This is a genomic window from Streptomyces sp. AM 4-1-1 (assembly GCF_029167625.1).
In the GTDB taxonomy this organism is placed as follows: Bacteria; Actinomycetota; Actinomycetes; order Streptomycetales; family Streptomycetaceae; genus Streptomyces.
Genome location: NZ_CP119145.1, coordinates 4,481,046 through 4,507,613, shown reverse-complemented (window position 1 = coordinate 4,507,613; position 26,568 = coordinate 4,481,046). Strand labels below are relative to the sequence as shown.

At 71.8% G+C, this 26,568-nt stretch carries 21 protein-coding genes; 4 read left to right on the top strand and 17 right to left on the bottom strand.

All coding sequences use genetic code 11. The features are described 5' to 3' along the window. Positions 1-402: 402 nt before the first annotated feature. The gene (locus tag PZB75_RS19065) at positions 403-1,134 is read right to left on the bottom strand and encodes a GntR family transcriptional regulator (RefSeq protein ID WP_275538765.1); all 732 of its coding nucleotides are present in this window, start codon (positions 1,132-1,134) and stop codon (positions 403-405) included. Positions 1,135-1,302: 168 nt separating this feature from the next. Between PZB75_RS19065 and PZB75_RS19060 the strand changes: the two genes are divergently transcribed. Further along, on the top strand, positions 1,303-1,728 hold the full coding sequence (locus PZB75_RS19060; RefSeq protein WP_275536516.1) for an ATP-binding protein: 426 nt from the start codon (positions 1,303-1,305) through the stop codon (positions 1,726-1,728). A 282-nt stretch (positions 1,729-2,010) separates the two neighbouring features. Here PZB75_RS19060 and PZB75_RS19055 read toward each other — a convergent pair whose 3' ends face one another. The 13 genes from PZB75_RS19055 to PZB75_RS18995 form a co-directional block, all read right to left on the bottom strand. Next, a complete protein-coding gene (locus PZB75_RS19055) occupies positions 2,011-2,532 on the bottom strand; it encodes an EF-hand domain-containing protein (protein ID WP_275536515.1) in 522 nt (173 codons plus the stop codon). Between the two features lie 261 nt (positions 2,533-2,793). After that, complete coding sequence (locus tag PZB75_RS19050; RefSeq protein ID WP_275536514.1) at positions 2,794-3,168, bottom strand: STAS domain-containing protein; 375 nt, start codon at positions 3,166-3,168, stop codon at positions 2,794-2,796. Positions 3,169-3,424: 256 nt separating this feature from the next. Next, the gene (locus PZB75_RS19045; RefSeq protein ID WP_275536513.1) at positions 3,425-4,831 is read right to left on the bottom strand and encodes an aspartate aminotransferase family protein; all 1,407 of its coding nucleotides are present in this window, start codon (positions 4,829-4,831) and stop codon (positions 3,425-3,427) included. 11 nt (positions 4,832-4,842) lie between these two features. Further along, positions 4,843-6,243 (bottom strand): methylaspartate mutase, encoded by a 1,401-nt coding sequence (locus PZB75_RS19040; RefSeq protein WP_275536512.1) that lies wholly within the window; start codon positions 6,241-6,243, stop codon positions 4,843-4,845. Then, positions 6,236-6,679, bottom strand: coding sequence for a cobalamin-dependent protein (locus tag PZB75_RS19035; protein WP_275536511.1), 444 nt, complete (start codon positions 6,677-6,679; stop codon positions 6,236-6,238). The genes PZB75_RS19040 and PZB75_RS19035 overlap by 8 nt, the downstream gene beginning before the upstream one ends. A gap of 75 nt (positions 6,680-6,754) precedes the next feature. Further along, on the bottom strand, positions 6,755-7,996 hold the full coding sequence (locus PZB75_RS19030; RefSeq protein ID WP_275536510.1) for a fatty acid desaturase: 1,242 nt from the start codon (positions 7,994-7,996) through the stop codon (positions 6,755-6,757). A 73-nt stretch (positions 7,997-8,069) separates the two neighbouring features. After that, the gene (locus tag PZB75_RS19025) at positions 8,070-9,620 is read right to left on the bottom strand and encodes a pyridoxal-dependent decarboxylase (RefSeq protein WP_275536509.1); all 1,551 of its coding nucleotides are present in this window, start codon (positions 9,618-9,620) and stop codon (positions 8,070-8,072) included. Positions 9,621-9,692: 72 nt separating this feature from the next. Next, the gene (locus tag PZB75_RS19020; protein ID WP_275536508.1) at positions 9,693-11,000 is read right to left on the bottom strand and encodes an MFS transporter; all 1,308 of its coding nucleotides are present in this window, start codon (positions 10,998-11,000) and stop codon (positions 9,693-9,695) included. A gap of 23 nt (positions 11,001-11,023) precedes the next feature. Then, positions 11,024-13,657: an ATP-grasp domain-containing protein gene (locus PZB75_RS19015; protein WP_275536507.1), complete on the bottom strand. Its 2,634-nt coding sequence runs from the start codon at positions 13,655-13,657 to the stop codon at positions 11,024-11,026. A gap of 7 nt (positions 13,658-13,664) precedes the next feature. Further along, on the bottom strand, positions 13,665-14,945 hold the full coding sequence (locus tag PZB75_RS19010; protein WP_275536506.1) for a biotin carboxylase: 1,281 nt from the start codon (positions 14,943-14,945) through the stop codon (positions 13,665-13,667). Continuing rightward, on the bottom strand, positions 14,942-17,311 hold the full coding sequence (gene hypF, locus PZB75_RS19005; protein WP_275536505.1) for a carbamoyltransferase HypF: 2,370 nt from the start codon (positions 17,309-17,311) through the stop codon (positions 14,942-14,944). The genes PZB75_RS19010 and hypF overlap by 4 nt, the downstream gene beginning before the upstream one ends. A 13-nt stretch (positions 17,312-17,324) precedes the next feature. After that, on the bottom strand, positions 17,325-18,350 hold the full coding sequence (hypE, locus tag PZB75_RS19000) for a hydrogenase expression/formation protein HypE (RefSeq protein ID WP_275536504.1): 1,026 nt from the start codon (positions 18,348-18,350) through the stop codon (positions 17,325-17,327). Positions 18,351-18,406: 56 nt separating this feature from the next. Then, complete coding sequence (locus PZB75_RS18995) at positions 18,407-18,997, bottom strand: cysteine hydrolase (protein ID WP_275536503.1); 591 nt, start codon at positions 18,995-18,997, stop codon at positions 18,407-18,409. 782 nt (positions 18,998-19,779) lie between these two features. Here PZB75_RS18995 and PZB75_RS18990 point away from each other — a divergent pair. Then, a complete protein-coding gene (locus PZB75_RS18990) occupies positions 19,780-20,373 on the top strand; it encodes a sigma-70 family RNA polymerase sigma factor (RefSeq protein ID WP_275536502.1) in 594 nt (197 codons plus the stop codon). 128 nt (positions 20,374-20,501) lie between these two features. Next, positions 20,502-21,788 carry a zf-HC2 domain-containing protein gene (locus tag PZB75_RS18985; protein ID WP_275538764.1) on the top strand — a complete coding sequence of 429 codons (1,287 nt, stop codon included), beginning with the start codon at positions 20,502-20,504 and terminating at the stop codon, positions 21,786-21,788. 197 nt (positions 21,789-21,985) lie between these two features. Here PZB75_RS18985 and purU read toward each other — a convergent pair whose 3' ends face one another. After that, a complete protein-coding gene (purU, locus tag PZB75_RS18980) occupies positions 21,986-22,894 on the bottom strand; it encodes a formyltetrahydrofolate deformylase (RefSeq protein WP_275536501.1) in 909 nt (302 codons plus the stop codon). A gap of 28 nt (positions 22,895-22,922) precedes the next feature. Next, positions 22,923-23,369, bottom strand: coding sequence for a hypothetical protein (locus PZB75_RS18975; RefSeq protein ID WP_275536500.1), 447 nt, complete (start codon positions 23,367-23,369; stop codon positions 22,923-22,925). Positions 23,370-23,592: 223 nt separating this feature from the next. Here PZB75_RS18975 and PZB75_RS18970 point away from each other — a divergent pair, with 223 nt between their 5' ends. Continuing rightward, the gene (locus PZB75_RS18970) at positions 23,593-24,885 is read left to right on the top strand and encodes an ABC transporter substrate-binding protein (protein ID WP_275536499.1); all 1,293 of its coding nucleotides are present in this window, start codon (positions 23,593-23,595) and stop codon (positions 24,883-24,885) included. Between the two features lie 110 nt (positions 24,886-24,995). On the opposite strand, the gene PZB75_RS18965 is transcribed toward PZB75_RS18970, so the two are convergent. Further along, on the bottom strand, positions 24,996-26,480 hold the full coding sequence (locus PZB75_RS18965) for a hypothetical protein (RefSeq protein ID WP_275536498.1): 1,485 nt from the start codon (positions 26,478-26,480) through the stop codon (positions 24,996-24,998). Positions 26,481-26,568: the final 88 nt, after the last annotated feature.

The window sequence follows — 26,568 nt, the reverse complement described above, 5'->3', positions numbered from 1 at the left end:
GCAACAAGCGCTTCGGGCATATTCCAGCGCGAAGGAGTACGCCGGGTGCATACTGTGCGACGCGCGTCGCGGAGAGTCGAACAGGGACGCACCACCGTCACGGAAATCGATCTCCGTACCGGTCCGGCGCTTCTCCCCAAGGCGCGAGCGGGACAGCGTTCCCGGATCGGAGTCGCCGCAGGGGCCACATCCGGATCGCTCGGTTCCAGAACCACTCGCATCCCACGGAGAGTACCCGAAACGGACACCGACTCCGGCCCGTGACGAATCACGCAGAGGACACAACCCGGTCTCGATGCCCACCGACTGCGCTGCGTAACTCCACAGCGTGAGGCTCAGGGCTCTTCTACGTCACCGGGGCGCCGAAATCGACCGCGCGTCCGGAGTCCGGGGTCGGACAGCTCAGGTGGTCCGGTCCCGATCAGGGGCCGCGTCGATGCCGTACTCGTAACCGATGACGAGGCGGTACGGGAGGCACCACTCGCCGTACTCCATGACACCTTCGTCGTCCCAGAGCCGATGCGCCCCGGCCAGGATCGGGGACCCCGGCCGAATCCCGAGGAACGAGGCCTCACGCGCGTCGGCGTCCCTGCCGTGCACGTCGTCGCGCCCGGCCGTGACACGGCGCCCGGTGGCGTCCTGAATGCGCGGGAGCAGACCGGTTCCCTTGCCCGGCGCGGTGGAGAGCAAGTCCGGCACCAGGGCGGCGAATTGGGCCGGGTACCAGGTCACGGCCAGCATCAGGCGCTGCGCGCCCTTGCCGGTGTGCCACTGCCGACGCACCACCTGGTCACCCGGGTCCAGGTCGAAGATGTCGGCGACGTAGACGGGCGGCACGACCAGGTCCGCGTCGGTCACGAGCATCGTTTCACCGTCACCGAGAACCGAACCGCTCCGCAGAACGCGGCTGATCCGGTCGTACGCGCTGGGAGCGACCGACGGCGCGTCGGCCACGAAGGTCCCTCTCCGGGACGTCGTGATGTACCCCTCCACCTGAAGGTGATCAAGGCTGCGCCCGAGAGTGGCGACGGCCACCCCTTCCTGCTTGGCCAGCTCTCGGACCGGCGGCAGCTTCATCCCTTCCGCGAACACCCCGTCGAGAATGCGCCGCCGAATGCGCTCGGCCACTTGCATGTAGGGCGGTTGGGTCTCTGACACGGCTTCCTCTCTGTCCTAGGTCAACACGACTGTACTAGGTCACACCTTGTGCGGATACCCCCGAGAATGCCTGGCACTCTGTCCTAGGTCACGCTACGTTCTGGCCTAGCACAGAGCGTGCAACGGCTCCGAGAGGAACGCACAGTGACAGCGCTTGAAGCTTCGGCATCCCCCTATCCGATCCCCGGCCCACCCCCACAGGCGGTCTTCGCCGGCCATCCGGAATCCGTGGCGCACGCCCGCCGCTACGCTCGCGAAGTCGTGGCCTGGCAGGCGCCCGGAATCCGCCCCGACCGCGTCGACGACGTCGAGCTGGTCGTGTCCGAACTGGTCACGAACAGCGTCAGATACGGCACCGAACCCGGTGACTCGCTGTGTGTCGCCATCGAGGCCGAGCCCGATCGCGTACGGGTCGAGGTCCAGGACCCCGTCCGCCGCCGACCGCGTCTTCGCCCGGAGAGCGATGTCCGTGACCGCGGCAGGGGGCTGCTCATCGTGGAACGCCTTGCCCGCTGGGGAACCGACGATCGCCCGATGGGAAAAGTGGTGTGGGCAGAACTGACGTGGTGACGGGTACCCGTTGTCACACCGGGACCCCACGGAGGTCCCGTGCCGTGCGGCACACTCAGGCCCGACGCCCCACGACCGCGCCGTAGGCGCCCGCGCGGGCTGACGCACTCCGTCGCCGCCGACGTGATGACCGGTGCGCGGAGCCGACATCGACGCCGGGCCGGGCCGGGTGGGCCCGCGGCTCCTTCGCGGGCCCGGGAGGGCGGGAGGGTCGGGTCCGGAACAGGTTCGGGCCCAGGAGACGTCCGGGCCCGGCGGAGAGCCGGGCCCTGTCGGGTCAGGTCACGCGTCCGGCTCGACCACCGTGAAGTAGACCGCGAGCGCCGCGACCACCTCGTCCTCGGTGATCCGGCCGTCCTGGTCGGCGTCGAGTGTCCGGGCGGCGACCCCCGCCATCTCGGGGCTCGCGCCCAGCACCCGCAGCGCCCGCTCCACCGCGGGCACCGACGCCCCGCCCGCGTCGTCCTTGTCGGCGACGGCCAGTGCCGCGCGCAGGAAGGGGCGGGCGATCTCCGCGAAGCGCTCGGGGCTGTCCCGTAGCCGCTTCACGGCGCCGCCCACGAACTCCTCACGGGTGACGCGCTGGTCCCCGTCGACATCGGCGATCCCCGCCATGCCCTGCCAGAACGCCTCCGCCCCGCTGTAGAGGGCCTGGCCCCTGTCGCAACGGGCCGTCGTACCGAATTCCGCGAGCAGACGGGCCGCGGCCGAACTGAAATCCGCACGATCGATACAGCCGTTGCCGTCCTGGTCGAAGGCGGCGAAGCGGAAGGCGATCTTGCGCTCGTACTCTGCGCTGTCCATGCGGGGAGCGTACGACGCCGACAGCTTCCTGTGTCACCGATGAGCCCCCGCTCATTGTTACGAACTGGGCCTCAATCGGTCGTCCGGCTCCCGGTGGTGGCGCCGGCGCTCGGGCACGACGGCCGGTTCCACGCGACAGGGGCGGCGGGCGGCCGTCGGCGGACGCGCTCCACGGACACGGACGGGTACGGACGGGGTGTCGACGGGTACGGTACGGGCGTCCACGGCCCGTCCCCGGCCCTCGCCGCCGGATCGATCACCTCAGGCCGAGAGCGGCTGCGCCCGCTCGTCCATGGCCGCCGTCGTGTCCGGGTAGACGTCGAACAGCCGGCGCACCCCGAGGGCGTTCAGCACGCGATTGACGTGGGAGCCGTCGGCCGCGCCCCGGTCCGGGAGGATCAGCCGCAGCCGTCCGCCGCAGGAGCGCATCAGACGGCGGGCCGCGATCAGCTCGCCGACCCCGCTGGAGTCGCAGAAGAAGACCTCGCCGAGGTCGACCACCACGTCGTGCCGGCCGCTCGCGACCACCTCGTGGACGGACTGCCGTACGGCGGGAGAGGTCGCCAGGTCCAGCTCGCCGCGGATGTGCAGCACGGTCCACGCGCCGTGCTCGGTCTCGTCCACCTTCAGCGTCACGCGACTGGACCTCTCGTCCGCGGATTCCCCGTCCCGGAAGTTTGCACTTCTCCTCGCGGCTGCCCTCACCACACCTCCATGAAACACCCCTTCCCGACCGAACCGCGAGGCCGTAAGGTCACCGGCCGGTCCGGTGACGCGGGTCATGGCGCGGGGCATGGCGCGGGGCATTCACCTCGGGGCGTCCGCCTCGGGTCCGGCGGCTCGCGCGTCGGTGCCGGGGCGTGGCCGCGCCCCGGCACCGACGCGCCTCCCGTCAGCCGACGTACTTGTCGGCGGCGTAGAGCGCTCCGTCGAGGATCGCCAGACCCTCACGCGCCTCGTCGTCGGTGATGTTGCACGGCGGGACGACGTGGATGCGGTTGAAGTTGTAGACGGGCCACAGGCCGCCCTCCTTGCAGGCGGCGACCACCTCGTCCACCGGGCGCGTCAGGGCGCCTCCCGCCGCGTACGGAACGAGCATTTCGCGGGTCTCGCGGTCGCGTACCAGTTCCACCGCCCAGAAGACGCCCAGGCCGCGCACCTCACCGACCGACGGGTGGTTCTCCGCGATCTGCCGCAGGCCGGGGCCGATGACCTCCTCGCCGACGCGTGTGGCGTTCTCGTTGATCCGCTCCTCCTTCATCGCGGTGATGGTGGCGACGGCGGCGGCACAGGCCAGCGGATGCCCGGAGTACGTGAGGCCGCCGGGGTAGACCGTGTCACGGAAGGTCTCGTGGACGGCGTCGGAGAGGAGTACGCCGCCGAGCGGGACGTAGCCGGAGTTGACCCCCTTGGCGAACGTGATGAGGTCGGGGACGACGTCCCAGTGGTCGACGGCGAACCACGCGCCGGTGCGCCCGAAGCCGGACATCACCTCGTCGGCGATGTAGAGGATGCCGTGGCGGTCGCACAGCTCACGGACGCCCTGGAGGTAGCCGGGCGGCGGTACGAGGATGCCCGCCGTGCCGACGACGGTCTCCAGGACGACCGCGGCGATCGTCGAAGGGCCCTCGAAGGCGATGACCTGCTCCAGGTGGGCGAGGGCCCGCGCGCACTCCTCGGCCTCGGTGGCCGCGTGGAAGTGTGAGCGGTAGAGGTACGGGCCGAAGAAGTGCGCGACGTTTCCCGAAGCGCTGCCGGAGTGCTCGTTGGCCCAGCGGCGGGGGTCACCGGTCAGGCTGATGGCCGTCGACGTGCCGCCGTGGTACGAACGGTAGGCCGACAGCACCTTGGGACGGCCGGTGTGCATGCGGGCCATCCGCACCGCGTGCTCGTTGGCCTCCGCCCCGCCGTTGGTGAAGAAGACCCGGTCGAGCCCCTCGGGCGCCAGCTCGGCGATCAGCCGGGCCGCCTCACCGCGCTTGTCGTTGGCGAAGGTCGAGGCGATCATGCAGATCTCGTCGGCCTGGTCCTTGATCGCCGCGACGACCTTGGGGTGCGCGTGCCCGATGTTCAGGTTGATGAACTGGGACGAGAAGTCCAGGTAGCGCTTCCCTGAGTAGTCCCAGAAGTACCGCCCCGAGGCACCCGCCACGGGCACCGGGGCCAGATTGCCCTGGGCGGCCCAGGAGTGGAAGAGATGGGCCCGGTCGTCGGCGACGACCCGGGCCCCCTTCTGCGGGTCCGGCGTGGCAGGACGCGGGCCGGTCGGCTGGGGGACGGTCGGGTTCTCGGTTGTCATCAGTACCTCGATCAGGGCTGTGAACGGTAGGGGGAGCAGCCGGAACGGAAGGCGTTCTCCAGGTCCGGGAAGTAGTGGATGTCGGCGGTGGCCGCTTCGATGCGGGTGCGGGGCCGGGTGCCCTCCGGCTCCCTGAGCAGGTCGGCCTGCCGGCGGAGCACGGCGCCGGAGAACGGCAGGCCCCCGCTGTCGCCGTACCGGACGGCACCGGTGCGGTCGCGTCGGGGGATCACCTGGGAGCGGGCGTGGACACTGGCGCTGAAGGGGATGTCCAGGCGGCCGGCGCGGAACGCCGCGTCGATGCTGTCGAACAGCGCGCCGGTGGCGAGCACCGGCTCGATGATCTCGGCGACCTCCCGTTCGATCCAGTGCTGTTCCTCGGCGACGCGGTCCTCGTCGACGCGGACGAAGTCGAGCAGCTGCGAGGCGCCCAGCGCCGCGATGCGCAGACCGTTCGCGTTGGCGCCGGCGTCGGGGATGCCGTACGCCTCCTGCACGGTCTTGTTGATCACCTTGGTCGCGCCGCCGAGCCGGGCCGTCAGGCCGCCGTGGAGGATCAGCAGCCCGGCGAACTCGGGGGTGGCCGGGAAGACCCCCATGAACTCGTGGAGCACCGGGTACACCTCGACCGCCGTCCCGAGGTAGCGGCGCGAAAGCGTCCGGACGGCGCGCAGGGCCGCGATGTCCTGGTGCGGTTCGCCGCCCTGCGGATAGGAGACCGACAGACAGCGGACGCCCTCCCGGACCGCCGCGATCCCTTCCAGCATCGTCATGGCGAGGCTGACCGACGGGGGGACGAGTACGGCCGTCAGGGTGCCGAACAGCTCGCGGTCGATGATCAGTCCGGACGCGGCGAGGGCGCCGCACAGAGCGTCCACCTGTTGCCAGGCCCGCAGCGACCGGGAGAGCGGCACGTTCTTGGAGTACGGCAGGTTGTAACCGATGCCGCCGCCCTCGAAGGAGGTGATTCCGGCGGCGATCGACACCGCGAACAGGTCACGGCCGTCGGGCGAGCCGTGCCGGACCTCCAGCGGGACGTGGACGGCCTCGCCGAGTTCCCGGCCCCGCCGCCAGCCGTGCGACACCAACGGGTAGCCGTTGAGGTCGGCCGGGCTGTCGAGCATGAGCTCGCGGGCGGTGTCGAACTTCCGCAGGCGGGTGTGCGCGTCGATGGTGACGGAGAGGATGTCGGGCCCGGCGGGTTCGAGTTCACGCAGCAGCGCCAGCATCTCCTCGTGCCCGCCGACGCCGCAGCGCGGCTGGACGGCCGGGCGGCCGGCGGCGTCGGCGGCGCGCAGCACGTCGACGACGAAGGGACGCCGGGCGTCCTGGAGATACGTCAGGATGTCGGACCAGCCGGGCAGGGCGGCGGCGACCTCCGGGGCCAGTTCGAGGCCGTTCAGTTCAGCCATTCCGCGACTCGGCCGCCATCGTCGCGTGGAGCCTGTCGAGCAGCAGCACGAGTTCGCCGGCGTCGGAGAGCAGGTGGTCGACGCCCAGGTCGTACAGTCGCCGTTCGTCGGCGTCGTCCTTGTGGCTGCCGACCGAGAGGTTGCCACCGACCACCACGGGGCAGTTCAGCCGCCCGGCGGCGCGCAGCTCCGGCAGGGCCCTGAGGTCCTGGTGGGCGTGGCCGTTGAGGGTGCCGATCAGGACGGCCTCGGCCTGGGGGTGCCGGTCCAGGGCGTCGGCGAAGTCGCTCAGCGGGGTGCAGACACCGAGGTTGACCACGGTGAAGCCGTGGTCCCGCAACTGCATGGTGATCAGGTGGTTGGCGACGGCGTGCGCATCGCTCTCGGCGACGCCCAGGATGACGAGGCGTCCGCTCTGCCCTGGAATCGTGATCATCGGCTCCATTCCTCCTGGGGACGGGTGCTCACGGGGTGGGACGGTGGCTGGGTCGGATCGGGGCGGGCGCGGCGGTCAGTCGTCGAACGCCATGAACAGCTCACGGTGGTTGACCTCGGTGATCCGGTCGGGGTGGTACTCCTCCGGGTCGGCTTCCCGGAGCGAGTCGAAGACCAGGTCGATCGCCGCGACCAGCCCCCAGACCTCGTGGTAGTCGGGCCAGCCGGGACTGCCACGGCGGTGGTCCTCCTCGCGGGCGAAGATGTAGTTCGCCCAGTCCTTGTTCATCGGATGCCTGTGGTGGAAGTCGTGGACCACGGTGTCGCCGGTGAGGACCAGGTACCGGCTGGGGAAGTGGATCAGCAGCATCCGCGTCCACCAGCGCGCCCAGGCCGCGTACCGGCGCGGCCGTGGCAGTTCCGGCGAGGGGGCCGCCTCGCCGATGAAGATGGCGTTGGTGAGGCCGGCGAAGTACGCCTTGCCCCGGCGCACGGTCCGGTCCGGTGCGGGAAAGGTGTGCTTGACGCACAGCCGCAGGACGTTGCTCATCTGGAAGAGGACCGTCATCGGCAGTACCCAGGCCAGCAGTACGAAGAGCCAGAGGTGGAGCCAGGTGGCCAGCGCCGCGACCGTGACGAGGCCGGCCGCGGACGCCACGCGCCCGCCGGTGCTCGCGAAGGAGTAGTACGAGCGGAACCGGGCGGTGAGGAACCTGGCGTGGAACCAGGGGGAGAAGACCTTCCCCAGCATCCGCCGCCACATCTGGCGGCGGGACATCCCGGGGCGCAGTTCCAGGCTGATCAGGACGGCCTGGACCGTGGGATCGCGGCGCGTCATGTGATGCAGGGCGTGGTGGTCGCCGACGTGCTCCACGCTGTACCGGCCGAAGTCCTGGACCAGGAGCACGGCGGCGAGCAACCGGCCCAGGGCGGCGTCGGCGCCGCGCCGCCGCCACATGTTCTGGTGGGCGCACTGGTGGTAGACCATCATCCGCAGGTTCCGGGCGCCGTGCAGGGTCATCGCCCACCCGGGCAGCAGCAGGACCAGGAGCCAGCCCGCCGCCCACAGCGCGGTCCCGCTGAGGGCCACCCCGCAGGCGATCGACATGACGGCGTTCACCAGATGGCGGGTCGGTGTGAAGTGGACCGCCCGCTGACCGGCGTACGGGCGGCCGGTCAGCAGGGTGAGCGGCACGGCGAAGGGGCGCGGCAGCACCCGCATGGATTCGCGCACGCGGTCCGGCGCGCCGGAGCCATGGCCGGTCCCGTCGCCGGGCACGCGGCCGGGGCGCGTACGCGGGTCGTTCACCTCGGGCATCGCCGCTCTCTCTCCGCTGGTCTTCGAGCTGGACTGGGGACTCGGGGACGTCTCTCCGTGGGACCGGTGCCGCTCAGGAGCCGGCCGGGCCGGCTCCCCGGGCCGGGGTCCGCAGTGCGGCGGCCTCCATCTCGGTGGCGATGGCCAGCACCTCCTCGCACACGGCGTCGAGTTGGCCGGTCGTGGTCTCCGGGTTCAGCAGCATCAGCTTGAGGAAGACCCTGCTGCCGCCCGACCCGTCGGCGATGTGCGTACGCGCGATGAGCGCGCGCCCCTCCTCCATGACCCGGCGGCGCAGGGCGCCGTTGAAGGCGTCGGTGTCCAGGCCGCCATCGGGGAGGTAGCGGAACAGCACGGCGGTGAGCGGCGGTTCGGTGCCGAGTTCCAGGCGCGGCTGGGCGTCGATCCAGGCCGCGGCGTGCCGGGCGAGGTCGTGGCAGGTGTCCACCATGGCGCCCATGGCCTTGCTGCCGAGGGTCCGCATGGTGACCGCGATCTTGAGGGCGTCCGCCCGCCGGGTGGTCTGGAGGGAGGTGTTCTGGAGTCCGATGAACCCGGCGCAGGTGTCGTCGTCGGCACTGAGGCAGGTGGTGGGCTGGAGGCCGAACGAGAGCATGGTCTCGGCGCGGCGGACCAGCAGGACGGCCGAGGAGGCCGGGGCCCAGCCGAACTTGTGCAGGTCGACGGTGACCGAGTCGGCCTCGGCCAGCCCGTCGAGCATGCCGCGCAGCCGGGGGGAGAACAGCGCGCCGGCCCCGTAGGCCGCGTCGGCGTGCAGCCAGACGCCGTGGCGCCGGGCGATCTCGGCGAGCCGGGGAAGGGGGTCGACGATGCCGAGGTCGGTGGAGCCCGCGACCGCCACGAGGGCGACGGCGACCTGGTCGGCGGGCAGCTCCGTGAGAACGCGGTCGGCCTCCTCGGGGATCATCCGGCCGTCCTTGTCCACCGGGACGGTGATGATGTGCTCCTCGCCCAGGCCCAGCAGGCGCACCGCGCGTTCGACGGAGAAGTGCACACCCGCCGGGCACAGCACGACCGGCTGGACGTCGAGCCGGCGCAGCCCCCCGGCGAAGGGGTAGTCGCCGGTCTTCTCCGCCAGGGTGGTGTCCCGGGCCATGGTCATCGCCATGAGGTTGGAGACGCTGCCGCCCGGGGTGAGCGCGCCGCCCGCCTCCGAGGCGTCGTAGCCGACCAGTTCGGCCAGTTGGGCGATGACCCAGCGGTCCAGCTCCAGGGCGAAGGGTCCGCTCTCCCAGGCGTGCAGGGACTGGTTGAGGATGGCGGTGACCAGCTCGGCGGTGACGGCCACGTCGGCGGGCGGTGGCTGCATCCGGGCCAGCGCCGCCGGGTGGGTGATGTCCACCGACCACTGGGCGTAGGGCCGGATCAGCTCCGCCAGCACGGCGGCCGGGTCGCCGCCCTCCTCCGGCAGGAGCGGGCCCGCCAGCGCTCGGCCGGCGGCGGCGCGGGCGCCTTCCGGGCCGCCGGGCGCCACCGGTCCCAGACGCGCGGCGGAGACCTCCTGGAGGATGTCCAGGGCGGTGTTCACCAGGGTCCGTACGCTCTCCAGTCCTGCGGCGGTCCCGGCGGGCTGGTACAGCGGACCAGGCACGTTCGTGGTCACGAGTGATCTCCTACGCGATAGGGCGGACGACGGCATGGGCGGTGGGCAGGGGGAGCGCCGGAAGGGGTGCTCCTAGTCGGTGGCCCCGGTGTCGGACGGAGGCCCGGAGGCCGTGGTGGTGGGCTCCGGCGGTGGTCCCGCTGGGAAGTCCTTCAGCGCCGGGACGGGTGAGAACACCACCCACAGCAGGGCGAAGAGGAATCCGAACGCCGTGATGTACAGGGCGGGGCGCAGCCCCACGGCGTCGCCGAGGTACCCGCCGATCAGCGCGCCCAGCGGCAGCGGCCCCCAGGCGATGAACCGGCAGCCGGCGTTGACCCGGCCGAGCAGATGGTCCGGTGTGATCACCTGGCGCAGGCTCACCACATGGATGGTCGACATGGTCGAGCCGATGCCGCAGCAGGCGAAGGCGGTGACGTACATGGTGTACGACAGCGGGCCGGCGCCGGGCGCCAGCGGCACCAGCACGGGCGCGGCGCAGCAGAGCACCAGTTCGGCGATGACCGCCCGGCCCAGTCCCAGCCGGTCCTTGAGCCGGCTCGCGCAGACCGCGCCCACCAGTGAGCCGACCGCTCCGATCCCGAGGACGAGGCCGATGGTGGCCGGCCCCATGCCGAGTTCCCGCGCGGCGTAGAGCACGAACAGCGTCTGCAGCGACATCCAGCACAGGTTGTACGTCCCGGCCTCCAGGGCGATCGCCCGGATGGGCGCGTTGCGGAACACCATCCGCAGGCCCTCCGCGATTCCGCGCGCGGTGGAGACGCGCTGTACGGGCACGGCCGGGGCGGGCTCGGGGCGGCGGATCGCCAGCAGACCGGCGACGGACACCACGTAGCCGAACGCGTTGGCCAGCAGCGCGACCGGGGCGGTGAGCCAGCCGACCAGCAGACCGGCCAGTCCGGGGCCGCCGATCTGGGCCAGCGAACTGGTGGCCTGGAGCTTGCTGTTGCCCTCCACCAACTGCTCGCGTCTGATCAGCGAGGGGAGATAGGACTGGTAGGAGACGTCGAAGAGCACGGTGAGCACGCCGATGAGCAGCGCCACGACGTACAGGTATCCGATGCTCAGCACGTCCAGCGCCGCGCACAGCGGCACACTGCCCACCAGCAGGGCACGTCCGACGTTGCTCCAGATCATCAACGGCAGACGGCGGCGCCGGTCGACCCAGACCCCGATGAAGAGCGTGGCGCCGAGGAAGGGTGCGAAGCTCGCCGCGTTCAGCAGTCCCAGCTGGGACGACGACGCCTCGAACTGGTAGACGGCGGCGAGCGGCAGCGCCAGTTGAGTGATCTGGGCGCCCATCTGCGAGACGGACTCGCCGGTCCACAGCTTGAGGAACTCCCGGTCGCGCCACAGCCCGCCGAACCGTCCGGACCTCACGCCGGTCCCGTCCGTCGACTCCGTCACTCCTGGACCCCGGCGACCGCCTCGGCGCCCGCGGCGTCGTCCTCGATGTGGTAACAGCAGCCGATCTGGGCGCCGTTGGACATGCTGACGATGCCGACCCGGGGGTCGGGGGTACCGCGCACCAGCATGCCGGCGTACGCGCCGCCGACCATGAGCACGCCGTAGGCGACCACCATCCGCTCGAATCCACGGCCGTCCTCGGCGACGAACCGTTCGGCGACCGGCAGCACGCGTTCCTGGACCACGTACGGGCCGTCCACCGCGCCGCGCACGTGCCTCTCCCACTCCTCCTGGTCCACCGACCAGCCGGGGACGACACCGACACCGCCGTACAGCAGGGTGGGCTTCAGCGCGAGCCGGTCCTTGTGGGCCAGTACATACGGCAGCAGATCGACGTCCGCGTCGTCACGCCGCACGGACTCGTCCCGCAGGAAGCGGGTCCACGGCAGGATGCGGTCGATCAGTCCGTGCTCGGCGGCGGTGAAGGCGTCGCGGTTGCGCTCGTCGCTGAGCATCGCGAGGCTGCCCTTGTTGCCGTACAGCTCGCAGTCGAGTCCGGCGAACAGGAAGGTGTGCCCCTGTCCGACGGCGTCCAGGAGCGGGTCGACCAGGTCGTGGCTGCGCTGCTCGTCGGCCATTTCGCCGGGCAGGAAGATCCGGTAGACCACGTCCACCTTGCGGCCGTGGATGTACGGCACGCCGTCGCGGTAGTCGAACTCCGCGAGGCTGCACACGACGGTGTCGAACCCGTGCCGCAGCCAGTCGGGCACCACGAAGTCCAGCCAGGGCTTGGTGTGGTCGTAGCCGTCGGGCCACTCGGTCAGGGCCAGCACCGGACGGGCCGGGAGTTCGAAGCCCGCGTCGGCCGCCTCGGCGCGCAGGACGTCGGCGATCCGTCCGACGGGGTCCGGGTGGACCAGACCCTCGGAGTCGGTGAAGTCGCGGAACGCCTTGTTGCGGCCGGCCGGCCGGGAGAACTCCCCCATCTGCCAACCACCCAGCGAGCTGCCGGTGTTGAGTTCCATCAGCTTGAACCCGCCCGGCTCGCGGTACATGTCGGCCCGGGACATCGCGGGCATCCGCAGGCCCGCGCCGCGCGTCACCAGGTCGATCTGCGTGGGCGTCATGCCCACGGCTTCGGCGAACGCCCGGCGGTCACCGCCGAAGAGCCGGTCGGGGATGGTCGTCAGCAGCTCGAACAGTCCGTTGAGGTCGGCCTCCAGGCCGAGCCGGTCCGCGGTCGCCAGGAACACCGGCCGGTTCAGGGCCTTTCCGCCCCCCGCTCCGTAGCTGTTCCAGTCGTTGCGCAGCTCGGGAACGACCATGTTCTCCAGGCCGTTCTCCAGCGCCAGGTAGCGGCGGGTGACCGGGTTCTCCAGCAGCGCTCCCAGTCCGTCCAGCGCGGAGCCGCGGAGCACCGGGACCACCTCCGCCTCGGCGCGGTCCAGGGCCGCGGTGCATCCGGCCGCGTCGTCGCCCACGACGATCACCGCGGCGGTACGCGGGGTGAGGGCCTGCGGCGGCAGCAGCAGTTCGTCACCGGGTCCGGCCAGGGTGATGATCTCCGCCACCCCCGGCACCTCGGCCGCTCCGCCCAGCTCCAGCCGCTCCAGGACGCCGTCGTGCGCGGGGTAGAGGAAGCGGACCTCCGCCCAGCGGTCGTGGGCCGCGGCGAGGTCGGGCCGCGCCCCGGACGCCAGCGCGGCACCGGCCGACGGCAGGTCGATCCCGGTGGCCAGTGCGCCCAGGTGCGGGATGAGGTCACCGCCGAGACGGCCGTTGAGCTCGATCAGCCGGCAGCCGGAGGGGGTCAGCCGGATCTCGGTGTGGGTGAGGCCCAGCTCGACGCCGAGCGCCCGGTGTGCCGCCTTGACCAGGTCCTCCACCTCGGCGGCCCACGGCTCGTGGCGCCACGGGCCGACCAGGTGGCCGACCTCCTCGAAGGCGGGATGGAAGCCGAGGCGTTTGCGGGCGACGAAGACCGGTTCGGCCTCGCCGTCGACCACACAGCTGTCGACGCTGATCTCGGGGCCCTGGAGGTACTCCTCGACCAGTACGCCGGCCTCGGTACGGATTCCCGGGAACGTCGTGCGGACGACCGCGGCGTAGGCGTCCCGCAGTTCGGCGGCGTCGCGTGCCACGGTGACGCCCATGCTGCCCGCCAGTGAGCGCGGCTTGAGCACCACGGGGTAGCCGATCGCGGCGGCCGCGGCGGACGCCTCCTCGACGGAGTGCGCCAGGCGGTGCCGCACGCCCGGCAGTCCGGCCCGGTCCAGCAGCCCTCGGGCGGCGTACTTGTCGCGGCAGGCGGTGGCGGCCGACGCGGACAGATGCCGCAGGCCGAGCTGTTCGGCCACCTCGGAGGTGGCGATCAGGGACAGCTCGTCCCAGGTGAACAGTCCGGTTCCGGCGGGTGTCACGGTGAGGAGGTCCTCGACCGCGCCGCGCAGGGCGTGGGCGTCGGTGGTGTCGGCCGTCCGGTAGGCGGAGACGTACGACTTCTCCCAGGTGACCTCCTGCGAGGTCACCAGAGCGATGTCGTACCGCCGGGCCAGGGAGGCCATCGCGTACTCGCGGTACGCCTTCAACCGGCTGCCCACCACTATGAGATGGCTCCTGGGCTCACTCATCGGACGCTCACATTTCCTTCGCTGGTTGTGGTGCTGGGACCGGCAGGGACTCGCAACGGACGGTGAAGGCCCCGGCGGTCTTCTCGATCGCCGCCTCCACCTCGCGGCTGGAGGAGCCGCGGAACCGGAAGCGGGCGGCGACGTGCTCGTAGCCACCGGTCCGCGGGATCACGGTGCCCGGCTCGGGCACCACCCGCGCGTACGGGCCGGACTCCGGGCCGGTGAGGTCCGGCACCCGGGTCACCTCGACCACCCGGCAGGGCGCCGGAACGGGCATGGGCAGCAACAGCCATCCGGCCGTGCCTCCGGGAGCGGAGCCGGTGGCGGGCACGGCCGGCGGGCGGTCCATCTGGATGTCCGCGGCGGCGGCCATCAGGTCCAGGCCGTGGACCTCCCGCCAGACGAAGGGGATCTCGCCGCCTCCCACCCGGGCCCCGGCCTCCAGGAATGTGAGCCGTGGGGCGCCGTCCTCACCGGAGCCCACGAACACCTCCAGATGAAAGACCCAGGGCCGCCCCTCCCCCAGGGCCTCGCCGACGGCCGCGGTGAAGTCCGCGAGCGGGGGCAGCAGTTCGGGTTCGTCGACCTCGACCGAGCCGAGGAAGGCCCCTTCGGTGAAGTCGTGGCAACTGTTGACGTAACGCGACGCGCGCCACGGCCCCAGTGCGGACCCGGTCCACAGCCCGTCGACGTGGAAGACGGGATCGGCGACGAAGGACTGCGCGATGCGGGACTCGGAGGATGCCCCGTCGAACAGCGCGGACGCGTCCAGGTCGGCCGGGCCGCGCAGTACCGCCACACCACGGCTCGCGGTGCCGCGGCGCGGCTTGACCACCACCGGCCAGCCGTTGCTCCGGGCGAACTCCCGTACGGACTCCCGGCTCACCGCGTCGCCGTAGCGGGGGACCGCGATCCCCGCCCGGTCCACCAGGGTGACCATCGTGAGCTTGTCCCGGAACCGCTCCAGCTCCTGGGCGGACTGGCCGGGCAGGGCGAACCCGGCCCGCAGCGCCGCGGCCGTGTCGAGGTCGCCCTCGTTGAGGGCCACCAGGCGCCGTACCGGACCGAGCCGTTCGGCCAGTGCGGCCACCGCGGCCGTGGTCTCGGCCAGCGAGTCGGTGGCGGAGACCTCGGCGACTGCGGCCGCGGCGGCCGGGACGGAGGCCAGGCCGAGCCGGGTCGTCACGTAACTGACCCGGTAGGCGTCGTGGTCCAGGTAGTCGGCGTAGTGGGCGTGCCGGTCGCGCCAGCGGTGCAGGACGACGATGTGCCCGTGCGGTCGTGTCATCGCGCCGGCTCCGCGCTCTCCGCCGTCAGCCGGGCGTTGGCCACCATGATCTGTCCCAGGGCGATACCGCCGTCGTTGGTGGGCACCTGCTGCTGGCAGTAGGCGTCGAACCCCGCGCGGCCCAGCTCCACCATGCAGTTGACCAGCAGGAACTCGTTGAGGAAGACGCCTCCGGAGAGCACCACCTGACCGGTCGCCCGACCGCCCGTGTCCGTCCGTACCGCCCGGCAGCGTTCGACGACCATGTCGACCACTCCCGAGTGGAAGCGCCGGCTGACGGTGGCGGTGTCCGCACCGGCCGCGAGGTCGGCGGCGATGGCCCGCACCACGGGGCGTGGATCGATCTCCGTCGCGCCGGCGGAGGTGCCGCCGCCGAACCGGTAGCGCTCCGCCGGACCGGACATCGTCAGGTCCCGCGCGAGCAGCCCCTCCAGCTCGATCGGCCCCTGTGCCTCGTACTCGGCGTGCGTGGTGACGTCGAGCAGAGCCGCGACGGCGTCGAACAGCCGCCCCATGCTGGACGACGGCGGGGCGTTGACCCCGCGCCGAGCCATGGTCGCGAAGACGTGACGTTGCTGGTCGTCGAGGGTTTCCAGCACCGGGAAGGCGGCACCGGCGGCATCGGTGTCGCCGAAGGCGTCCAGGGCCAGTGCGAAGCCGGTCCTGATCGGCTCCCGCACCGCGCGGTCGCCCCCGAGCAGTGGAACGGTGCGCAGATGGGCGACACGGCGGACCTCGCGGTACGTGCCGAGCAGGAACTCGCCGCCCCAGGTCGTGCCGTCCTCGCCGTAGCCGGCTCCGTCGAAGATCACACCGAGGGTGGTCCCGGTGAGCCGGTTCTCGGCCATGCAGGAGGCCATGTGCGCGTGGTGGTGCTGCACCTGGACCACCTCTCCGAACGATCCGCCCCGCTCCTGGAGCGCCAGCCGGGTGGCGCGGAACTGCGGGTGGAGGTCCACCGCCGCGTGCCGGGGCGTCAGCTCGTGGAGGTGGGCGAGATGCCGGGCGGTCTGCTGGTGCGACTCCCAGGTCTCGTCGTTCTTCAGGTCGCCGATGTGCTGGCTGAGGTGGACGCGCGTGCCGCTCGACAGCGCCACGGTGGTCTTCAGCTCGGCGCCGTAGGCCACCAGCGGCACCAGTTCGACGCCGACCTCCACCGGGTACGGGGCGTAACCACGCGCCCTGCGCAGAAAGCTGACCAGCGGCCGGTCGAGCCCGGCGTGCACCGAGTGCCGCACCAGCGAGTCGTCGACCCTGGTCTCGATGTCCCGGTCGTTGTAGAGCACCAGGTCGGCGATCCGGAAGAGGTGTTCCAGCGCCTCCTCGTTGCGGTAGGCGATCGGGTAACCGGAGATGTTCCCGCTGGTCATCACGAGCGCGCCGAGCCCGGCGCTGTCCACCAGCAGGTGGTGCTGCGGGGCCGAGGGGAGCATGACCCCGAGATTGGGGTTGCGGGGGGCGATGGCCTCGGGCAGGGCGCCCGGCCGTTTGCGCACCAGGACGATCGGGCGGGACGACGAGCTGAGCAGACCGGCTTCGGCCGGACTGAACTCGGCGAACCCGGCGACGGTGTCCAGGTCGCGCGCCATCACCGCGAACGGCTTGGAGTCGCGCCGCTTCCCCGCCCGCAGCCGGTCGATCGCCCCGGCGTCGCGCGCGTCGACGGCCAGGTGGAAGCCGCCGACGCTCTTGACGGCGACGATGCCCCCTCCGACGAGCGCCCGTACGGCGGCGGACAGGGCGTCCTCACCGCGCCGTACGTCACCTGCGGCGTCGGCGAGCAGCAGCTCGGGGCCGCAGTCCCCGCACGCGTTGGGCTGGGCGTGGTAGCGCCGGTCCAGCGGGTCCGCGTACTCCCCGGCGCACGGTGGGCACATGGTGAAGGCCGACATCGTGGTCTGCGCCCGGTCGTACGGCAGCGCCCGCACGATGGAGTAACGCGGACCGCAGTTCGTGCAGTTGATGAACGGATAGCGGTACCGGCGGTCCGTACGGTCGCGCATCTCGGCGAGGCAGTCCGCGCAGACGTGACCGTCGGCGGGGACGATGGTGCTCTTGCTTCCGCTGCGCACGCTCTCCCGGATGACGAAGTTCTCCGGGAGCCTCGCGGGCAGTGGCAGTTCCTCGACACGCACCGAGGTGACGCGGGCCTGCGGGGGTGCCTGCTCGCTCAGCCGCCCGGCGAACTCGTCGAGCACACCGGCCGGTCCGGTGACCTCGATCAGCACGCCTTCCGGATCGTTGAGGACCCATCCGGTCAACTGGAGTGCGTGGGCCGCCTTGTAGACGAACGGCCGGTAGCCGACGCCCTGGACCACGCCGGTGACCCGGATGCTCCGGCGCTTCGTGAGTGGTGTCTCTTCCATGATCCGGGCGGGGTCAGCAGAGCCGGGGCAGCTCGGCGCCCTGAAGCTCCTCGACCACGGTGACGCGACCGTCCGCGTCCCGCAGGAGCACCTGGGCGTCGGCCTGTTCGGTGACCTCGCCGATGGTCACCGCGCCCGAGCCGTAACGGTGGGAGCGCAGCGTGTCCAGCACCGACTGCTCGGCCGACGGGTCGACGAACAGGCAGACGCAGCCCTCGTTGGCGGAGTGGATCGGGTTGATCCCGAGCATGTCCATCGCCATGACGGTCTCGAACTGGATCGGCAGGGCGGCCTGGTCGATGCTGATGGTGCGTCCGACGGCCTCGGAGTATTCCTGCAGCACGGCCGCCAGTCCGCCCCGGGTGACGTCGCGCACCGAGTGCACGTCGTCCTCGCCGACACCGGCGAACAGCTCGTCCAGCATGCCGTTGACCGGCGCGCAGTCGCTGAGTACGCGCTGCTCGAAGCCCAGTCCCTCGCGGATCGACAGCAGGTGGACCGTGTGGTTGCCGATGGGGCCGCTGAGGATGACCCGGTCGCCGGGCCGGACGTTCCGCATGCGCAGCGGCGACCGCTCGAACACGCCGACCCCGGCGGTGTTGAGGTAGATCTGGTCCGCCTCGCCCTTGCGCACCACCTTGGTGTCCCCGCACACGATCTGGACGCCCGCCTCGCGAGCCGTCTCCCTGATGGAGGTGAGGACCTGCACCAGCCGCGAGACCGGCAGCCCGGTCTCCAGGATCATGCCGAGCGTGAGGTACAACGGCCTGGAGCCGACCACGGCGAGGTCGTTGACCGTGCCGCAGACCGCGATCTTCCCGATGTCCCCGTTGCCGAAGAACGGCGGGTCGACGACGAACGAGTCGGTGGTCATGGCCATCTGACCGCCCGGGAAGGGCAGCATGGCGCTGTCCTCCATCTCGCCGATGTAGACGTCGCCGAGGGTTTCCACGATGAGAGAGACCAGCTCATGGCTGAGCTGGGTCCCGCTTCCGTGGTCGAGAACGATTTCGCCGAGGTCGGCTGCCGGGGTGGTCATCCGTGGTCCCTTCAGGGCATGCGGTTCGTGGGGGTGCGAGCTGCGGAACGAAGGGACTACGGAAGGATCTTGACGACCTTGCGGGGCAGCTCGCCCCGGGTGTCGAGGGTGTCCAGGATCTCGGCCGAGTCGGCGACCGTGGCGCAGTACCCGCGCAGCCATTCCAGGGACCGGTCGCGCGCCTCGGGGTCACCGGAGACCACGCAGTCGGACGGAACCCAGATGTTGTAGCCGCGGAAGAAGGCGTCCGCGGCGGTGGTCTGGACGCATATCTGGGTCTGCAGGCCGGTCACCAGCACCGTGTCGACGCCCGCCTTCTGGAGGAGGTCGTGCAGCTCGGTCTCGTAGAAGCCGCTGTCCTTGTTCTTCTCCACGACCACGTCCGTCGGGGCGGTGAAGTCGTGCAGGATGGCCGCGCCGGCGCTGCCGCGCTGAAGGGGAAGGGTGCCGTCGAGGTCGCGCTCCACGTTCGGGTCGTCCGGCAGGTTCACCAACTGCAGGTGATAGACGCCGTGTCCGCGCTGACGCATCGCGTCCAGGAACTTCACGAAGACCGGTTGGGCATCCGCCATCGCCGCGGTGCGCTCAGGGGTCTTGTGGACGACGTCGGCCTGCAGGTCGTTCGTGAGTACGGCGATCTTGCCCATGGTGATTCCTCGGGTCCTCGGAGCTCGGTGGTGTCAGCAGTACGTGGTGGCGCGAGCGGCCAGGCCGAAGTGGCCGGGCAGGGCGGTGCGTTGCGTCGGGTCGGTGCGTTGGTTCTGGTGGTGACGGACCCAGGAGCAGGGGGCACCACGGACACTGCTGAAAAGGGAAAACCGCTAAGGAGCTTGCCGTGGAGTTCGATGTGCGACTTGATGCGGAGTATCGGAAATCCCTCACGGCGCGCCGACTTTCGCACACGTGATCAGAACGCGTCAAGACCTTCACACTCTGCAGATGATGTGCACGACTTTCACACGTAGGTCATCACGAACAGCGGCCGGACCCGCGCTTCTGACGGGACGTCAACAGCACGCCGACCTGGTGCGAAGAATGCGGCATTCGGCCCGGCCCGATCGCAACTTCGCCTCAGACATGTGCGGTTGATCTGCCCGGAAGCGGGCAGGGCACGAGGAACGGCCTACCGGGGCCGTTCCACCGCTGCTCCGCCCCCTGGCCGGCGCGAGAGCCCCGCGGATCAGCACCCCCGCCGACTTCCCCCGGCGCCCCGGAGGGCCCCGGCCCCGTTCCGGAAGCCTCGGCGCCCTTCACACAGAAGTGATCACGTCGGACCCGGTCCCGCCGGACGCGGGACACCGTCCGGTGCGCGCTCCCCTACCATCCCGGGGCTCCGTAGGGACGTACTTGGTGCAAAGGTGCGTGCGGTGTCACAACCGCCGACTACATTCGGGGGGACGAGGGGCTCGGATCTGAGGCAGGGGGGCTTATGCCGATGGACTCACCACCTCGCTGGGACCGCAGGATGCAGCAACGGCTGGCCCGTGGCGAAGCGGCGGCGCTCGGCGAGCTGTACGACCGGTTCGCCTCGCTCGTCCACAGCCAGGCCCACCTGGTCCTCGACGACGAGGCCGCCGCGGACCTGGTGACCCGCGAGGTCTTCGGTCACGTCTGGGAGAACCCGGAGACGTACGACCCGAAGCAGGGCTCGATGCGCGCCTGGGTGGCCCGGCTCACCCACCGCCAGGCCGTCCAGCGGCTGCGCATGGCCGAGGCCGCCGCGCACCGGCAGGTCGGCGGCGAAGCGGACCCGCGGGAGCTGGACGCGCTGGAGGAGAAGGTGCGCAGAGCGACCGCGTCGGCGCGCGCCGACTACATCGTCACCTCGATGCCGTCACCGCTGCGGGCCGCCCTGGAGCTTGCGTACTTCCAGCGCCGGGACTACCGGCAGACCGCCGCCGACCTCGGCATCACCGAGGACGAGGCCCGGCGGCGGCTGCGGCTGGGCCTCCAGCTGCTGTCCACCGCGAACAGCCGCCCGCTGGAGGGTTCGTCGCCGCCCGGATACGGGCGCTCCCTGTGACGGACCACGACGACCCGAGGCCGGACGACCCGCGGTCCGACGACCCGCGGTCCGACGATCGCGAGGACGGCGGCGGCCCGGAGGACGGCGGGCGGGACGGCAGGCTCCACCACGAGTGGTGGCGGGGTCTGCGGATACCCGCTCCACGGACCCCGGCGGACGACCTCGAACCACCCGCGTTCACACCCCGCACCCCTCCCACACCGCCCGCACCCGCACCTCCGACACCGGAACCGAATCCTCCCGTGGCACCACTGGCACCGCCCGTCCCGGCCCTCTCCCATCGTGTACTCAAGTCGCTGCTCGGCGCCTGGGCGCTGGCCGCCTGTTCCGCCGAGGAGACCGAGGCCGTCGAGGAACACCTCACCGAGTGCGCCCCCTGCGCCGACGAGGCCCTGCGGTTGCGGGACGCGGTCGGGCTGCTGCACATCGACCGCAGCCTGGACCTGGACCCGATGCTGCGCAACCGGGTGCTCGAAGGCTGCCTCAGCCGTCGGCCGGCCGGAATCCCGGTGCCCGACTGGGCCGCGCCGTACGACGCCGAGACCGCCAGGCTCGACTCCCTGCTGCGGGACATCGGCGACGGCGAGTGGCACGCCCCGGTCCGGCTGAGGTGGTTCGACGGCCGGGAGGAGGCGACCCGCCGGACGACGGTCGCCGGAGTCATCGGCCATCTGATGACCGTCGACGGACTGATCAGCGCCGCCCTCGGCCTCGACGACCCGCTCATCTCTCTGGCCGGGCCCGCCCGCCCCGGTCACGGCGCCCGGGAGATACCGCTGAGCCCGACCACCCGAACCGAGACGTACTGGTCGGCCGTGCGCCGTCCACCGACCCGCACCGTCCGCGAGCCCTGGCGCGACCAGAGCCACGCGCTCATCCGCACGGTCTCCTTCGCCGCCCGGAACGTCGACGGTCTCTCCGTCCCGTACGGGGACTTCGCCCTCCCGCTCCAGGACGCGTTGCTGGAGCGGGCCTTCGAGTGCTGGGTGCACGCCGGTGACATCGCGGACGCGGTGGCGTATCCGTACGAGGCCCCGTCCGCCGCCCATCTCCACCGGCTGATCGACCTGGCGGCGCGCATGCTCCCCGGCGCCCTCGCCGAGCGCCGCCGGGTCGGGCTCGCGGGCCCCGCCCGTCCACCGGGCACCGCCGACGCGCCGGGCCGCTCGATCCATCTGGAGATCGAGGGCTCGGGCGGCGGCGACTGGTACATCCCCCTGGACTCGCCCACCGCGTCCGCCGGACCCGGCTCACCCGACCACGCGGTCGCCCAGGTCGCGCTCGACGGGGTGGAGTTCTGCCAACTGGTCGCGGGACATGTGTCACCCGTGGAAGCGGCGGCGGGCCAGGAAGGCGACCGCGAGGCGATCAGCGACGTGCTGTTCGCCGCGGCCTCCCTCAGCCGTCTCTGAGGGCCGTCCCTCTCCCGGTACCGGCCCACTCGCCCGCACGCCCGCACGCCCGCGAACCGCCGGGCGGCGGGCGGCCGGACACCGGGGCGCGTCAGGCACCAGGGCGCGTCGGGCACCAGGGCGCGTCAGGGAGTCACGGCGTCAGAGCCTCACGGCGTCACGGCGTCACGGCGTCAGAGCCTCAGGGCGTCAGACCCTCAGGCGAAGATCACCGTGCGGCGGCCGTTGAGCAGGATGCGCCGCTCCGCGTGCCACTTCACCGCACGCGCCAGCGCCTGGCACTCCACGTCGCGCCCGATGGCGACCAGCTGGTCCGGCGTGACGTCATGGCCGACCCGCTCGACCTCCTGCTCGATGATCGGGCCCTCGTCGAGGTCCGCCGTCACATAGTGCGCGGTCGCGCCGATCAGCTTCACCCCGCGCTCGTGCGCCTGGTGGTACGGCTTCGCGCCCTTGAAGCTCGGCAGGAACGAGTGGTGGATGTTGATGATCCGGCCGCTCAGCTGCTTGCACAGGTCGTCCGAGAGCACCTGCATGTAGCGGGCCAGGACGACGAGTTCGACGTCCTCGTCGCGCACCAGGTCCAGCAGCCGTCCCTCCGCCTCCGCCTTGGTGTCCCTGGTCACCGGAAGGTGGCGGAACGGGATGTCGTACGAGGCGGCCAGCTCGGCGAAGTCCGTGTGGTTGGAGACCACCGCCGCGATCTCGACCGGCAGCGCCCCGATCCGGGACCGGAACAGCAGGTCGTTGAGGCAGTGCCCGTACTTGCTGACCATCAGCACGATCCGCATCCGGTCCGCGACCCGGTGGATCTGCCAGTCCATCCGGAACGAGTCGCCGATCGCGGCGAAGCTGGCCCGCAGCTTCTCCACCGTGACCGGGGCGTCCGCCGAGAAGTGGACGCGCATGAAGAACAGGCCGGTGTCGTGGTCCCCGAACTGCTGGCTGTCCTCGATGTTGCAGCCGGTCATGAACAAGTAGCTCGACACGGCGTGCACGATGCCCTGTTTGTCCGGGCACGAGAGGATGAGGACGTACTGCTCGGCGGCGGCGGAGTCGGCGGTGCGAGCGGGGATGGCGGAGTCGGCAGGCTGCGGCGCGGTCATCCTCGTAGAGTGCCACACCGCCCGGCGGTCAGCCGGTTCTGGTCATGATGCGGAGCACGTCCAGCGAGCGCGGTGGGACGTCCGGGTCCTCGCCGTCGTTCGTGGCGAGCAGCACATGCGCCTCGCGGGCCGCCCGTACGGCCTCCGGCCAGCCGTGATGCTCCAGATACGCCGATACGGGAGCGTCCGCGCCCACCTGGTGCATGATGCGCAGCACCCGCAGCACGGCGACGTCCACGAGGGCGGACTCGCCGGAGTCGCGGAAGATCGTCCCGACGTACCTCTCGGCCGACCAGTTGTCCAGCCAGGTGTCCTCGACCAGGCGGTACACGGCGTCGGTGACATCGCCGTACCCCTCCCGGCCGGACAGCCAGCACTCCTGGTGGAAGACGGGGTCGGAGAGCATGTGCAGCGCCGAGCGCACGTTGCTGCGCCAGCGCCACCACGGAACATCGTTGAGCGACATGGAACCCATGGTGGATGAGCGACGCCCTCGACGGGAAGAGTTCTCCGAACCTTGCTGCACGGTTGTCGATCGTACGTTCTCCGCCGGCCGGGGCGCACGGCCCCCGGTTCCGCCCGGCGGGAGGGGAAAAGCGGGCCGGGTGCGGGGCCGCCCCCGTAATTCACCACGGCGTCATCGATTGTTGCCCCGCTCACACTCCCACGTTACTCCGGACGCGGAAACGTGCGGGCCCATGACCGGACGGCGACACCCCTCTTCCCCCCGCCCCCGCCACCGGCGCCTCCTGTGCGCGGCGGCGGCCGGGGTCTCGCTGCTCACCGGCTGCGGGGTGCTCCCTGGTGACCCGGGGGATTCCAGGGAGCCCCTCACCGTGATGACCTGGGCACCCGAGGGCACGGCGGGACCGGCCACGGTGAACATGGCGGGCATGCCCGCCATGGCCGACGCCTACGCCCGCTGGATCAACCGGCGCGGGGGCATCGACGGGCACGAGTTGCGCGTCATCACCTGCGACGAGGGCGACACCTCGCTGGGCGCGGCGAACTGCGCCCGGCAGGCGGTCGACCACCGGGTGGTGGCGGTCGTCGGCTCGTACAGCGGACACGGCCGGGCGTTCATGGCCCCGCTGGAGGCCGCCGGAATCCCGTACATCGGCGGTTACGGCGCCTCCGGCGAGGAGTTCACCAGCTATCTGTCGTACCCGGTCAACGGCGGCCAGTCCGCGCTGCTCGCGGGCAACGGCAAGCAGCTCGCCCGCGTCTGCGAGCGGGTCTCGCTGGTGCGCCCGGACACGGTGGGCGGCGACGGCCTGGCCGCCCTCCTCAACACCGGCCTCGCGGAGGCCCACCGGCCCGCGTCCGCCGACATCAAGGCCCCGGAGGACGCCACGTCCTACGAGGAACCGGCCGCGACGGCGCTCAGGAGGGCGCCCGGCGGGTGTGTGACGGCGGTGCTCGGGGAGCGCACGGAGACGTTCTTCGACTCGTTCCGGCGGCTCGGCCCCGAGCGCGCGGGGGTACGGATCTCCTCGGTGCTCGGCAGCGTCGGCCAGCCGCTCATCGACCGTACGGGCGGGCGCGACAGCCCCTTCGAGGGGGCGTACCTCACCGGCTGGTACCCGGAGTCGGGCGATCCGCGCTGGGACGCGATGCGGCAGGTGATCCAGGGGTACGCGTTCGGTGACGACCGGATCGACCCGGACGACACCGGGGTGCAGACGACGTGGATCGCGTACACCGCGCTGAAGGCGGTCGTGGAGGCGCTGGACGAGCCCCGGATCACCGCGGGCCGGGTGGCGACGGCCCTCAACCGGGGCACGGAGGTGGACACCGGGGGCCTGACCCCGGTACTGCGGTGGGGCTTCGGTGATCTGCTCGGCTCGTCCGCGTACCCCCGCATCGTGAACCGGCACGTCACGTTCCAGATCGTCCGGGACGGGCGGCTGGTCGCCCAGCGCAAGGGGTTCGTGGACGTCACCGAGACCCTGTCCGACGCCCGGCTGTCCGACGCCCGGCCGGCGGGGTGAGGGGCGGGGGTACGGGGTCCCGGGGGCCCGGACGGCAGGCGTCGCGCCCCCTCCACGCCCCGACGCACCCGTTCCCCCGCGCACCCCGCCGGCGTCCGGGCCGGACCCGGTCAGAGCTGGGTGGGGGCCCGGCGGGTGAGGCCGTACTTGTCGGCGATGGTGTTCCACAGTCCGGACGCCCGCTGCTTGGCCGTGCTGGCCTCGCCGCTGGCGCGGTTCGCCTCGGCCGTCTCGGACGTCTGCCGCGCCTTGCCGTGCTTGCACACCTTGCCGTTGTTCTTGGCCTGTCCCGCCCAGGCCGCGTAGTGGTCGTCGGCCGACGCCGACGCCTCCCACGCCTTGGTCAGCGAGGACGCCAAGGCGCCGTGCTCGGGCAACTGGTCGATGGTCAGGTCCCCCAGCCGGGTCACCAGTTCGCGGCGCTGCTCGGCCGCGCCCTGGAGATCGGTGGTGGCCCGGTCCAGGTCCTGGCAGCCCTTGATCTTCTCCACCGCGCCGATCACCGCCGCCCGGCTGCTGTTGCTGTCGGCGAGCAGCTTGTCGAGCGCCTGCGCCTGCGACTCGGCCGGGTCAGCGGCCTTCTCGGCGGGCTTCGACGCGGGTGAACTCGCGGACGCCACCGGCTGCTTGTTGTCCGAGGTGTCTTCGCCGCCGCTCAACAGGGCGCCCGCGCCGAGCCCGACGACGGAACAGCCGACGACGACGGCGATGATCAGCGGGATGTGCCTCGGCTTCTTGCGCTGCGCGGCCCGGCCCTGCGGCGGCTCCGCGTCGGGGGCGGCGGCCTGCTGGTACGCCTGCCGGGGCTGCTGCGGCGGCTTCGGCCGTTGCCCGACCGGGTCGAACCGGGGCAACTGCTGGGTGCCGCCGGACGGTTCGTCGCTGCGGAACAGGCTGTCGAACTCGGCGGGCGGCGGACGGTCGCCGGGCGTCCCGGGCCTGATGCCGTACGGGGCGCCGCCGGGTACCGGGGGGATGTACTGGGTGGCGTCCGCGTCGGAGGGTCCGCCCGGCTGCGCCGACCCCTGCGGGAGGAACTGGGTGGCCTCAGCGGGGCTCTCGGGCGGTACGCCGCCGGGCACGGGCGCGATGAACTGGGTCGCGTCGGCGTCCTGGCCGCCGGGCTGCCCGGCCTCGGGCGGCAGCGGCTGGGCGTACGGCTGAGGCCCGGCCTGACCCCCGTACGGCTGAGGAGGGGCCTGGTTCCCGTACGGCTGCCGCCCCGGCGGCACGGCCGACCCGCCCCCGTACGACTGCTGTGCTCCGTGCGGTGGCTGTGCTCCGTGCGGCTGGCCCTGCGCGGGCGGCAGCGGCTGGGCATGCCCCGGTCCGGGCCGCTGGAACTGGTCCTGCCGCGGCTGCCGCTGTGCGTACGGGGGCTGCTGCGCGTACTGCTGCCGGTCGCCCTGCTCGGGTCCGGGCTCCTGCGGCCAGGACTGCTGCTGCCCCCACGGCTGACCGCCCGCGGGCCCGGTCCGGTCTGCGGTTCCTCCAGCCGCCCAGGGGTCGCCACCCTCTGCGGGCAGCACGAGACCTTCGTGCGCGGGCCGTACAGCAGGGTGCTGCTGTTCGTCGCCCTGACCGCTCTGCGTCACCGGGACTCCTACATGTGAACCTACGGAATCGTCACCTCACGCTATCGGGTGGTCGCGGCGCTGTGCCACGCGCGTGGCGTCGCCCGCC

Bases quoted from the DNA above. Each gene is read 5' to 3' on its own strand.
- PZB75_RS19040 (WP_275536512.1), bottom strand. From the start codon at position 6,243: ATGGCTGAACTGAACGGCCTCGAACTGGCCCCGGAGGTCGCCGCCGCC.
- hypF (WP_275536505.1), bottom strand. From the start codon at position 17,311: ATGGAAGAGACACCACTCACGAAGCGCCGGAGCATCCGGGTCACCGGC.
- PZB75_RS19030 (WP_275536510.1), bottom strand. From the start codon at position 7,996: ATGCCCGAGGTGAACGACCCGCGTACGCGCCCCGGCCGCGTGCCCGGC.
- PZB75_RS19055 (WP_275536515.1), bottom strand. From the start codon at position 2,532: ATGGACAGCGCAGAGTACGAGCGCAAGATCGCCTTCCGCTTCGCCGCC.
- PZB75_RS19065 (WP_275538765.1), bottom strand. From the start codon at position 1,134: ATGCAAGTGGCCGAGCGCATTCGGCGGCGCATTCTCGACGGGGTGTTC.
- PZB75_RS19035 (WP_275536511.1), bottom strand. From the start codon at position 6,679: ATGATCACGATTCCAGGGCAGAGCGGACGCCTCGTCATCCTGGGCGTC.
- PZB75_RS19015 (WP_275536507.1), bottom strand. From the start codon at position 13,657: ATGAGTGAGCCCAGGAGCCATCTCATAGTGGTGGGCAGCCGGTTGAAG.
- PZB75_RS18995 (WP_275536503.1), bottom strand. From the start codon at position 18,997: ATGGGCAAGATCGCCGTACTCACGAACGACCTGCAGGCCGACGTCGTC.
- PZB75_RS19045 (WP_275536513.1), bottom strand. From the start codon at position 4,831: ATGACAACCGAGAACCCGACCGTCCCCCAGCCGACCGGCCCGCGTCCT.
- PZB75_RS18990 (WP_275536502.1), top strand. From the start codon at position 19,780: ATGCCGATGGACTCACCACCTCGCTGGGACCGCAGGATGCAGCAACGG.
- PZB75_RS18970 (WP_275536499.1), top strand. From the start codon at position 23,593: ATGACCGGACGGCGACACCCCTCTTCCCCCCGCCCCCGCCACCGGCGC.
- PZB75_RS18975 (WP_275536500.1), bottom strand. From the start codon at position 23,369: ATGGGTTCCATGTCGCTCAACGATGTTCCGTGGTGGCGCTGGCGCAGC.
- hypE (WP_275536504.1), bottom strand. From the start codon at position 18,350: ATGACCACCCCGGCAGCCGACCTCGGCGAAATCGTTCTCGACCACGGA.
- PZB75_RS19010 (WP_275536506.1), bottom strand. From the start codon at position 14,945: ATGACACGACCGCACGGGCACATCGTCGTCCTGCACCGCTGGCGCGAC.
- purU (WP_275536501.1), bottom strand. From the start codon at position 22,894: ATGACCGCGCCGCAGCCTGCCGACTCCGCCATCCCCGCTCGCACCGCC.